This is a genomic window from Coleofasciculus sp. E2-BRE-01, from assembly GCF_040221695.1.
Classification (GTDB): Bacteria; Cyanobacteriota; Cyanobacteriia; order Cyanobacteriales; family Coleofasciculaceae; genus Coleofasciculus.
The window spans coordinates 1-12,126 of record NZ_JAVKEA010000205.1 but is presented as its reverse complement, the minus strand read 5'-3'; the positions used below and the strand labels follow the sequence as shown (position 1 = coordinate 12,126).

Sequence of the window (12,126 nt, the reverse complement as noted above, 5' to 3'; positions counted from 1 at the left end):
CCCTACGATTTTGATCAAATTTGAAGGGGATTAGGGGCGCAATATCGCTATATTACCACTCAATCACAGAGAGTGCGATCGCTCTTTTCAACAAAGGTAGAAATAACATAGCGTGGTCAGCCAAGAAGTGAGCCAAGTTATAGGAAAATTGAGGAAGTTGGAGATGCACAAGAAATTTAATCTTAGTCGGGTACTTTCGCGACGGCAATGTGGTAAACTATTGGTAAGTTTGCCGTTATGAGTGCTGCAGGTGTGGTAGCGGCAAACTCTATTCCTATTAATCCGGTTCACAGTATGGATAATTCAAAATCGATTCTTGGGAAGAAGTTATTTGGTACAACATTCAGTCCCCGTGATGTGCGGTGGCGAGCAGGGGAACGAGCAAAGGAAGGAAAGATAAATTCAGAGCAAAAAAGTCAAATGGGAAATTGGCGAAATGCTCTAGATGCTATGGACGAATTAGGCGATGAATTTAATTTTCTTAGACTTGGAGCTTATTGGGAAGATCTAGAGAAATCCGAAAATAACTATGATTGGAAAGAACTCGACGAACTGCTCGACGAAATTGAGAGAAAAGGAAAATATGGAGTACTCCTCACCGTTGGCATGAAAGCTCCCCGTTGGCCAGAATATTATATTCCTAAATGGGCTTTACCAACATCTCCTTACAACGCCGAAATTTCAAAAGATCCACAATTACGAGAGCGCACTAAAAAATTTATCGAAGCAGTTGTCAATCGTTACAAAGGCAGAGATATGATCAAGGCTTGGCAAGTAGAAAATGAGCCTATGGATCGGTCAGGAGAACACCACTGGTTCATTGGAGCTGATTTTGTAAAAGAAGAGGCTGAATTGATTCGTTCTCTCGATCAGCGTCCGCTAGTTATAAATTGTTGGTGTGAACTACAAAGAATTGGCAGCGATCCTTGGGAAGATGATGAATATGCCGTGAGAAACGCCATCCAATATGGAGATATTTTGGGATTGGACATTTATCCTAATATAGATGGGGATGACTCTGACAAAGAAAGACGCACTAAAGAACTACCAACAGAATACATCAAAAGAGCAAGAGATGCAGGAAAAGATGCTTGGGTTATTGAAAGCCAAGCAGAACCTTGGGGAGAGTATACACCAGATTTGGGTAAGGTTGAGTCGCTTGTCGCTCAACACATTGAACAAGGATTTCAATGTGTTTTGCTTTGGGGATTTGAATGGTGGTGGGAGAAGCGGTTTACAGAGCCTGCTCTATCAAAAAAATGGTTCGAGCATATTCGCTGGGAAGCACGCCGATTTGGAATAGTTTCGAGAGTCTTCCACAACTGGAAAACAAACAATGCAACCAATTTGGCTAGCTATAACGGGAAACTGTATCTGACTGTTGTCGGAAACAACAACAATGAAATCTGGCTCCTCTCCTCTGATGACGATGGCAAGAATTGGACTACTTCACAAGTCTTGGGTGATGCACATTGGCAAACTCAACATCCCGTTGGGATTGCATTTAGTCAGGGAAAACTGTATCTGACTGTTGTCGGAAACAACAACAATCAAATCTGGCTGCTCTCCTCCAATGACGAACAATATAATAACTGGGATGCTCAGTCTGGTATTTTTAAAGACTGGAAAACTAATCAGGCAATCAGTATAATGGAGTTTAAAGAAGGTTTAAATAGTTCTGAAAGCCGAATCCATCTCTCGCTTGTTGGCTTAACCGAAGGAGAAATTTATATATGCACAGATAACCCGGTACTAAACTAGAGAAACTTCGGACGTAGTGACTTGACTTATCCCTATTGCTGCACAAACCCTAACATGCTTGATTACTTCTAAACATTGTCGCAGAGATGCTTATCGCTTTCTGCGGTATTATTCTTCAGATAATCCCCCACCCAATCACAAGCATCCTGCATGAGTGAATCTAGAGTTAAATCTGCTAAATTCCAAAGAATCACGGTCTTGTCGGCACTAACAGAAGCAATGGTCTTGCCGTCGGGGCTAAAGGCAATGCTGTAAACATCATCTTTATGCCCTTTTAGGGTTTGCAGCTCTTGACCTTCAAGGTTCCAGAGTTTGACGGTATTATCCAAACTAGCAGAAGCACTGGTCTTGCCATCGGGGCTAAAGGCAACGCTTTGGACATCATCTTCATGCCCGTTGAGGGTATGCAGCTCTTGACCTTCAAGGTTCCAGAGTTTAACGGTTTTGTCCCTACTGCCAGAAGCAATCATCTTGCCATCGGGGCTAAAGGCAACGCTGTAGACATCATCTTTATGTCCTTTGAGGGTGTGCAACTCTTGACCTTCAAGGTTCCAGAGTTTGACGGTACTATCATTACTGGCAGAAGCAATGGTCTTGCCGTCAGGGCTGAAGGCAACGCTTTGGACATCATCTTTATGCCCTTCGAGGGTGTGCAACTCTTGACCTTGAGGGTTCCAGAGTTTGACGGTTTTGTCCTCGCTAACAGAAGCAATGGTCTTGCCGTCGGGGCTGAAGGCGACACTTGTAACCCAATCTTGATGCCCTGTGAGGGTGTGCAACTCTTGACCTTGAAGGTTCCAGAGTTTGACGGTTTTGTCCTCGCTAGCAGTAGCAATGGTTTTGCCGTCGGGGCTGAAGGCGACACTTCTGACCGTACTTTCATGCCCTGTGAGGGTGTGCAACTCTTGCCCTTGAGGGTTCCAAAGTTTGACGGTTTTGTCCTCGCTAGCAGTAGCAATGGTTTTGCCGTCGGGGCTGAAGGCAACACTTCTGAACTTACTTTCATGTCCGGAGAGGGTTTGTAACTCTTCATCTTCCCGGTTCCAGAGTTCGATGGTGCTGTCCCAACTACCAGCAGCAATGGTTTTGCCGTCGGGGCTGAAGGTGACGCAGTTGAGTCCATCTGCATGCCTGGAGAGGGTGTGCAACTGTTGACCTTGAAGGTTCCAGAGTTTAATGGTTCTGTCCCAACTAGCAGAAGCAATTATCTTGCCGTCGGGGCTAAAGGCAAGGCTGTGGACATCATTTTCATGCCCTGTTAAGGTGTGCAACTGTTGACCTTGAAGGTTCCAGAGTCTGACAGTTTTGTCAGCACTGGCAGAAGCAATGGTCTTACCGTCGGAGCTGAATGCAACGCTGTAGACCGTACTTTCATGTCCTTTGAGGGTGTGCAGTTCTTTACCTTGAAGGTTCCAGAGTTTGATAGTTTTGTCCTCGCTAGCAGAAGCAATGGTCTTGCCATCAGGGCTGAAGGCGACACTTCTGACCTTACTTTCATGCCCTTTGAAGGTATGCAACACTTGACCTTGAAGGTTCCAAAGTTTGATAATTTTGTCAGCGCTGGCAGAAGCAATCATCTTACCGTCGGGGCTGAAGGCGATGCTGGTGACTCCCTCTTGATGCCCTTTGAAGGTGTACAGCAGCTCTCCTTGAAGGTTCCAAAGTTTGGCGGTTCTGTCCCAACTAGCAGAAGCAATCATCTTACCGTTAGGGCTGAAGGCGAGGCTGATGACCCAATCTTTATGCCCTTTGAGGGTGTGCAGCTCTTGACCTTGAAGGTTCCAAAGTTTGATGGTATTGTCGGCGCTACCAGAAGCAATCATCTTGCCGTCGGGGCTGAAGGTGAGGCTGTGGATATCATCCTGATGCCCAGTCAGCCGATTGCGCTCTCTATATCCTTTTCCATAAACTGCTGCCTGCAAGGCTGTCAAAACTATACTCTCAGTTCCTTTGTGTTTTTGAAGTTGCCTTCCTGCCTTAATTGCTTCAATCAAAGCATCGAACTGCCGATTTGAATCAGAGAGTGACACTGAATATAAGCCTAGAGATTTGATCTGAGCTATTTCTGCTCGTCTCCACAGACTGAAAGCCCACACACTAACGCCGACAGCAGCCACCAATAACATACTGACAGCGACAAGACTTTTTTTCTGTTCTGCTAGCCGTGCTTCAGCTTCCTTCGTCCGTTCCTCCTGCAAACGCAGCATTTCTTCTTTGCGACGTTTTTCGTCTTTCTCTGCTACTGCGATCGCGTTTTGACTTGACTCAATAAATGCCTTCTGCAATGGAGTCGCGGCAGGCTGTTTCTTTTGTTGCTCTGCCTCCATTAACCAATTTTCAGCAATACCAAATTCACTCCCCCGTAACAGCAAATCAGCACTCTTCCCTTTCTCCTCCCATTCAATTGCTCGCTGCGACCATTTGGTATGATTGTGTAAGTGTTCCCGGTCAGTATCCAGGGTTCTCACCAATTGTCTAAAATTGGCATTAAAATCCTTCTCATTGGGATTAAAATCAATCCACTGCACCTTTCCTAACTCCCGATGCAGCTCATCTGAATTCACCGCTCGATGCAGCACCGTCACAAACCGCTTATTCAACCCCGCCGCATACTCCACCTCATCCTTACAATAAGGCGAATTCACAGAACGAGGCGAGAGAATAAACAAAAAGTTATCACAAGCTTGAATTCCCCCATTAATCTCCTGGGCAAAATCCGCCCCCGATGCAATACTTTCTTGGTCAAACCACGTCGTTTTCCCCTGAAGTTGCAGTTCATCATTCAGCTTCCGAGCAAAATCGGAATCCGCACGAGAATAGGAAATAAACACATCCAGCGATTCAGCAGGCGGTTGCCGCAAACTTTCATTAATGAATTCTTCTATTAACAGTATCGGCGGATGCAGCGTTCTCTTATTTGCCACCTTCAACCAAGTTTCTGCACTCCGCAAGTTATACCCTCGCAACAGAATACTCGGATTCTCATGCTGCCGCTTCCACTTCAGCGCCTTCGTCAGTAATATCTTATGCTCGTTATAATAAGCCTCATCCTGATGCAAAATCTTCAACAATTGGCTTTCATCAAGCTGATAATCTTCTTCCCTCACATTGTCCGTCAGGTCAATATAGTGCAAATCCCGCACCGCTGACGGCACTTTTTCTGGTGGTATTTCTCGCACTAACACAGGTATAATCCGCTTATTCAGCGATAAAGCAGACTCTAATTCTCGCCGAGCAAAATCCGACATTACCGAATCCGGCGAAAGCAGATAAACCACATTGTCCGCCTGTTCAATGCCCCGCTTAATCGCCTCCTCAAACGCTTCCCCCGTTTGAATATCCGTTGTATTCGTCCAAACTGTAATACTTTCTCGCCTCAAACTCTTGCGAATCTTCTCCATTGTCGCCCGATCCTCATCAGCATAAGAGATAAACACCTGCGTCATCAAGTTATTGGCATTCTTGATACTTTCGGTGATATACTCACAATGCAAATCACTAGGAAGACAAGGCGGTTGATCGTCTTTAAATCGTATCTTTAACCAAGCTTCTGCCTGCTGTCGTTCTTCCCCAACTAACAGATAACTCGTTTGTTTTTGATGCCGCTCCCACTCCAACGCCCTTGCTAAAAACTGGGTATGCTGCTCCACATAATCAGCATGGCGCTTCAATAAGTCAATTAAATCGGCAAACGACTGCTCAAAATCATCGATTCCCTCGCGAAAATAGACCCAATTAATCTTACCGATCGCGGGGTGCATATTAGGAAAGCTGGAATGTAACCCTTTCTGTTGATATGCTTCCCAGTCTTGGGGCGTACCCTTAGGGTTTCTCTGCTGCCACGTTTCCTGAGTAATTTGCTCAACGTGCAGTAAAGGAATAATCCGTTTATTCCGCTTCAGTGCCAGCTCAATTTCTTTACCACAATAGGGCGAATTCACCGAATGAGGCGCAATGATAAATAGGAAATTATGTCCCTTTTCAATCCCATCATCAATTTGGTTCTGAAAATCGACGCCAAGGGGGATATCATTCTGGTCAAACCAAACCTTTAACCCTTCCTTGAGCAAGCGCTCATAAAGTTTTGTTGCAAAAGCTTTACTATCAGCTCGTCCGTAAGAGATGAAGGCATAGCAAAATTTATTCATGGTGAGGTAGCCACACAAAAAGACACAAACAATGTCTTGAGAACTGGTTCAGAGGAGAAAAAATATTATTCCTTAGATAGAGGCAATCCGGCGGATAATTATCCTCTTTCTGAGACTATAACAAATAGTATCCAGTAACGTAAACAGTTATGGCGGTTGAAATCGCAGCTAAACAAACGTGCAGGGTTTTGGATGTTTGTAGTGAGGACTTTAGTCCTCTGGCTAGAGACGAATCAAGCGCCTACTACAAACAGGATTAGCGACTCACGATAAACGCTAAAATCGCCAATCCTAATAATGTCGGCGTCAACCAATTGCCCCAGCGTACATAAAGTGTTTGGGTTTGTCGCCGATAAACTGTCGCCGCATGAATCTCGTAAGTATTAATCCCAGAAAGCCATAAAGTTCTACCATGAGGATCGACAATGCCAGAATAGCCTGTATTTGTCGCCCGTACTGCCCACCGATCTGTTTCAATAGCACGCATCACATCTTGGGCGTGATGTTGGGCGGGCATGGTTTCACTATAATGAGCATTATTTGAAGCACTTAGAATAAACTCACCCCCCCTAGCCGCTTGATGGCGGAAATGATAGGCAAAAGCTGACTCATAACAAATCCCCGCGATCGCACGACCAAACGGTGTGTCAAACTGTTGGTTGGGTTGACCTGCGGCTAAATGGGCATCTAAGGGGGAAAGCCGATCAATTAAACTACCCAATACTTCCTCAAAGGGAATATATTCGCCTAACGGGACGAGAATCACTTTGTTATAGCGGCTGATGGTTTCCCCTGTACCTGTAATCGTAAATAAACTATTCGTCAGGCTATCTCCTTTTTCACCAAACGCACCCAACCAAACCAGCACACCTTTGTCTAAAATAGCCTCTTTAAAGCGATCGAGTTTGTATTGATAAAAGGGAACGGGTGAGCGAAATTGATTAATCTGTTCATCCCAGAGAAAGGGTAATGCTGTTTCCGGTGTCAGGACAGCTTCTACTCCTTTATCCGCTAAGGCGTTGTAACCATTGGTATAATTTTCAATTGCTCGACTCCAACCATCTCGGTAGAGTTTAATCCGGTTAGGAATATTCCCTTGAATAATACCAACCTTGAAAGCGGCTTGAGTGGGTTGAATCAGCGGGCGACTGTAGAGTCCAAATCCAATCAAATGCAAACCGACAAGAAGTCCTAAAGCTAGGATAAATTTCTGCTTTGCCTTAGATCCAGTGACTCGTTGGCTTCGATTAGAGAAATAACTAATTCCAGCTTCTGCGATTAACCCATTCACAGCAACAACGGCGGCGGTTACTGTAAACGGACCCGAAATCTGACCCAGGTGTAAAATCAATAAATTATGGGGACTTTGGGTATAAGCCAACGAGGTCCAATTGAGATCGCCTAAAGTCCAGAAGGCTTCTAAACCACACCAGAGGGCAATTCCCACCAAAACGCGATTAACGGTTCTAAACTTGACCCCTTGACGATTCAAGAGTGAATTGAACGCCGTCATCCCCACCGCCCACAGCACCACCAGAATCGTCCCCCAGAGGGTAATAAACACCCAGCAAAAAAGCGCGATCGCTAAACTGGCTAACCAGGGTACTCCCATCCAATCCATGGGATGAACACCTGTAATCCAAAATAGGGCTAAGCCTTGATAGCCAATCCCCCAGCAGAAACCATATAAAGCCGTCTGGCGCAGACTTTGACGGGTGACGACTAAGAACCATAAAGGCACTAAAGCAATCCACGCCAAAGACCAGGCTTCCACAGGGGATGGAGTTAATCCCATGAGGATACCACCCAGCAGGGATAATAAGATAGGAGACGCTCGCCAAAGTTGCTTAGGAATTTGCATAGTGACAAAGGACTTAAGGGAAATGTCGCTGACTTAAGCCCTCAACTAAAGTTGGGGCTAAAAGCACCAAACCCGTTGAAACGGGTTCAAAGAGTTAATTCATTTATTTCCAGGCTATGCGAATCAGCGCCATTTAGCACTACTCCAGTAATCCGAACTCTGATTTACAAGGAAGGGGAAAGTCAAGTGTCAATTTATCATAGTTCTTCACACACCCGTTTTCAATGTTGAATTAACTCAGATTTTATCGTCTCTGCCATTAGATTTAAGATTACCATGGACAGCTAGCCAAATACAGGGTGGGTGAGAGCTTGTCCATTCAACTCGGTGCTTTTGATGAGCATTAATCAAAACATAATCGCCAGCTTTTAGTTCAATTTTAGACCCATCATCATAGATAAGAATTGCTTCCCCCTGAAGCAGGATCACCCACTCATCCTGCTGCTGATCATACCATTCTCCGGTTGGTGTAGTTTGCCCTGTGGAGATAATTCGCTCAATTAACACGCTATCACTAGAGACTAATGCCTCAAATTGTTCTTCATTAGACAGTTGGGAAGAGAGATTAAAAATATTTGGCATATCTCATGAATAATAAAAAATGATAAAAATAACGTACTTCACGAACTTGAAAACCGCTGTCATGGGATTGGGTATCATTTAGAAACTAAATCTTGTAAGTACCTGGACATAAATTCTGCCCGCTGTACGAAGAAATCTTAACAAGCCTCAACTTCTTACTGTTCCCTGTTAAGAGTCCCCTAATTTTAACCGTCAACTTTCCTTTGTCCGACTACTTATTCCCTTTTACCCTTTACCTTTTGCCCAAGAGAATAGGCTAGTAGACTTGAGAAATCAGGAACATTTCTCACCGTACTAGCCCAGATTAGTTGTTTGTGTTGGAGTTGTTTCTTAATTGTCTTCTATTTTTTACGGCTATGACATCGGCAATAGTTATCAAATAATTTTGCGCGACTTTGCGGATGTCATTTGAGAATAATTATGACTAATTATTCCCTGAGCGGCACTTGTAACTTGAGTCGCTGAACATCTCCCTCTTCTCCCACAGCCGGAAATAGGTCAAGGGGATCACCAGAGTTGAGGGTATCTCCCACTACAATTCGTAGGCGATCGCTAATGGCAAAGCTTGAATCTGTAGAATTCACTCCTGCTGCATCTGGATCAATGGGCGAGTTGGTATGGAAGAAAGAACGGTAATCGTTGGATAGACTGCGACTTTGTACAGTCTGTAGGGATTCACCGGATAACGTAACCGAATTGTCATTAGCGCTAAACGGTGAGTCTGACTGAGCTTGGGCAAGGGGGACTAAGCCAAAGACCGCAGTAGTGATGCTTAAAACAACGAGTGTGTGGCGTCTCATGAGCGCTCTCCCTGGTTTTATAGTGTTGGAAACTTGCTACTGTTTGAGACTGATTATACTTTCCAGCATACCAATAGTTTGCCGATAAATTTACAATTTGACTAATTTTTTATTGATTTGTTGAGAAAATTTGTTACCAAGTTTACCATTTACACGCTGGGTAATAATCAATAGCTCATTGATCAAGCTTCAGCTATGAACCTCTGTCTTGATCATCAAACTCAAATCCGTTATGTAATACCTACGCAAGTCTAGGCAAAGTTATTCATGTCTAGGCTTGCCGCTTACTTCCTGCTTCACTCTGGCGGTGTCGGCACTCAACCAGTCCACAGGCACTTCCCCACCTAACTGGCGGAACCATTCCAAATTAATGGAGGCGTTAAAATCGCGGTCAATTTCTAACCCGCAGTTGTCACACCGGAAAACTCGCTTAGATAAAGGCATTTCATCCTTGACAGTATGGCATCTTGAGCAGGTTTTGGTTGAGGGATACCATCGGTCAACCTCAACCAAGGTTGACCCGTACAGCTTGCACTTGTACTCGCTTCTGGCGTTTGAACTCAAAGAAACCCATATCGGCAATAGCTTTAGCCAGCTTGTGATTAGCCATCATCCCAGACACATTAAGCTCCTCTATTCCTATTCGGCTGTGGTTTTGGGCTAAATAGGAGGTGAGTTTGTGCAATGTGTCTTTTCTAATGTTTGCTATCTTACGATGCAAACGGGCTATCTTGTTCGAGGCTCTCTTCCAGTTAGCTCCAAGCATTTGTTTGTGACGATTCAACCATTGCAAACGAGAGAGTTTTTTCTCGTACTTCCGATAGCTTTTAGCACCTTCTACGACAATCCCGGTAGACAATACCGCTAACGCTTTGATCCCCAAATCAACACCTACTACAGGGTAAGACTTGGGGCGGTTAACTGGCTCATATTCCAGCTTAAAACTGATAAACCATCGGTCAGCCGTTCTGGATATGGTGACAGTTTTGGGCTGAAATCGAACAGGTAGCCGCTCATACGTCTTTAACCAACCAATTCTAGGAACTCTAATCTTGAAATGGTCAAGCTGAATTGACCCGTCTAGAGTGAAGCTGTCATGCTTTCCTTTGCGCTTAAACCGAGGCGGTTTTTTGTTTTTCTTGAACGCATCCTTCCAAGCTTGGGCTAATTGTCTAAGCGCAAACTGGGGGGCGCATTTGCTCACCTCATAGTACCAAGGGCATAAGGGTTTAACCAGCGCTACTAGCCACTTGTGTAAGTCAATCCCAGTGGGGAACTTGATTTTATCCTCTGGGTTATCCCGGTTGTGGTCAAGTATTTGCTTGGTTAAACCTAGACCCCAATTCCACGCATGGCGGGAAACGCCACAATGTTTAGCTAATGCGGTTCGCTGTTTGTTGTTTAGCCTTAACTCTGTTTTGAATCCTAGTAACATTATTGAACATCCTTAACCACTTGGGTCATGCCATCAATTAGCTTTTTTTTTCTTGCTTCTAGAGCCATAGAGACGTGCCGAAAATACAGTAATAAGTTCAATCACGTCTGTGACCAGCTCTTGTTCAAAACTTAATTCCTCTGAAGATTTATTGACAATCACAACCTCGGTTTCAAACTCTTCGCACATTGCAAAAACAAGCTCTGAGCCAAATCTAAGAAGTCGGTCTTTGTGGGTCAAAACTAAACGTCCAATATCGCCTTTCATGATGCGTTTGAGCAGTCTTTGAAGTCCTTTTTTGTTGTAATTGAGTCCACTGCGGTTCTTCCGGACTTAGTGTGCTAAACTATCAGATTTAATGAACTAGAAAGCTTGCCAAGCAAGGACTGTAGCTTTTCATCGCCTCAAAACTCTCTTGAAATCCGGGTAGAAATAGTTAAAGCTATTGCTGTTCAATATTTGGGCAAATTAAACTAACAATTTAGCACACTAACTACGGAAGACCCGAAGATTTGCCAAGATATGCCCAGAAATTATTGTTCAGCTTCTAACCCCAGTCTTCATCTTCATCCTCATCCTCTGGTTCCGCTTGGGGTGGAGGTTGGCGGTACGGCGGGGTAATTACTCGATAGTTAGCATCATACACTGCCTCAGATTTGCCAATCCTCGATTTAGACGTATTAGATTCCCGGTAACTGTAGGAATAAACCGAGTCGGATTGAGAACGGCGGCTGGGTTCTTGAGGTGGTTCGTAACTACTGCGATCGCTTCCGATACTGCGCTCTTCGCGATCGCGCTCTGTTTTCTCTTCCTCTAATACCTCTTCCTCTGGCTGACTCTCAAACTCATCCCAGTCAAACTCGTCCTCTATGGATGTTGCCGATTCTCCTTCAAAGTTCCACTCTGGAGCAACAGCTTGATCCCAATCTGAACCGGAAGCAGAGGGGGAAGGATTGGGAGGAGGAGGTGGTGGAGGGGGTGGGGGAGGTGGCATTTCTGGTTCAGTTTCCTCTGGTTCAGGTTCCTCCTGCTCAAACTCAACATCTGATCGCCAGCGATTTGGAGGCGATGCTTGGGCGGCACGATCAAACCTCTGAACCCTCCTGGGTCGAAAACTGAGCAATTGTAAGACTAAACTGGTGAGTATGCCGAGTGCGATCGCCAGTCCTATCCATACCGTCAGAGGTAATGCAACTGTTTGCATTCCCAAAAATACGATAGACAAGGCGGGGGCTGACAAATTTGACAACACAAATATAGCCAGTCCACCTCCAACCACGCATAACAGGACAATTCGATTCACAGGCATGATTAGTGATTTACAGGTATGGATAGGGCGCTTACCTCTAACTTACCGCGTTCTTAACATCTGATCCGTTATCTTCCCCAGCTCCCCCCGCTCCCCCCGCCTCACAAGGGTAGGTTTTTTACCTGGACGGTATAATGGAGGTAAGACTTGGAAGACCTGGAGGGAAAGTGGACAAGGAAGAAGACCAAAAAAGCATCAAAACTCATGAAGATCTAATTATTTATCAAAAA

6 protein-coding genes and 2 pseudogenes are annotated in these 12,126 nt (G+C 44.8%); 1 reads left to right on the top strand and 7 read right to left on the bottom strand.

What is annotated here, in order from left to right; all coding sequences use genetic code 11:
- The first annotated feature begins 237 nt into the window (after positions 1-237).
- Positions 238-1,761 carry a beta-galactosidase gene (locus RIG66_RS26920; RefSeq protein WP_446382102.1) on the top strand — a complete coding sequence of 508 codons (1,524 nt, stop codon included), beginning with the start codon at positions 238-240 and terminating at the stop codon, positions 1,759-1,761.
- 68 nt (positions 1,762-1,829) lie between these two features.
- Here the strand turns inward: RIG66_RS26920 and RIG66_RS26915 are convergent, their stop codons facing one another.
- The 7 genes and pseudogenes from RIG66_RS26915 to RIG66_RS26885 all read right to left on the bottom strand — a co-directional run bounded on the left by RIG66_RS26915 (position 1,830) and on the right by RIG66_RS26885 (position 11,791).
- On the bottom strand, positions 1,830-5,909 hold the full coding sequence (locus RIG66_RS26915; RefSeq protein WP_446382100.1) for a TIR domain-containing protein: 4,080 nt from the start codon (positions 5,907-5,909) through the stop codon (positions 1,830-1,832).
- 256 nt (positions 5,910-6,165) lie between these two features.
- Positions 6,166-7,770, bottom strand: coding sequence for an apolipoprotein N-acyltransferase (gene lnt / locus RIG66_RS26910; RefSeq protein WP_446382098.1), 1,605 nt, complete (start codon positions 7,768-7,770; stop codon positions 6,166-6,168).
- A 237-nt stretch (positions 7,771-8,007) separates the two neighbouring features.
- Positions 8,008-8,352, bottom strand: coding sequence for a cupin domain-containing protein (locus RIG66_RS26905; protein ID WP_446382096.1), 345 nt, complete (start codon positions 8,350-8,352; stop codon positions 8,008-8,010).
- Positions 8,353-8,780: 428 nt separating this feature from the next.
- Positions 8,781-9,152, bottom strand: coding sequence for a hypothetical protein (locus RIG66_RS26900; protein WP_446382094.1), 372 nt, complete (start codon positions 9,150-9,152; stop codon positions 8,781-8,783).
- 261 nt (positions 9,153-9,413) lie between these two features.
- Positions 9,414-10,587 (bottom strand): annotated as a pseudogene (locus RIG66_RS26895) (RNA-guided endonuclease InsQ/TnpB family protein).
- Positions 10,587-10,905: pseudogene (locus RIG66_RS26890) on the bottom strand (recombinase family protein); the annotation flags it as partial. The pseudogenes RIG66_RS26895 and RIG66_RS26890, both read right to left, overlap by 1 nt.
- A 229-nt stretch (positions 10,906-11,134) precedes the next feature.
- A complete protein-coding gene (locus RIG66_RS26885) occupies positions 11,135-11,791 on the bottom strand; it encodes a hypothetical protein (RefSeq protein WP_446382092.1) in 657 nt (218 codons plus the stop codon).
- Positions 11,792-12,126: the final 335 nt, after the last annotated feature.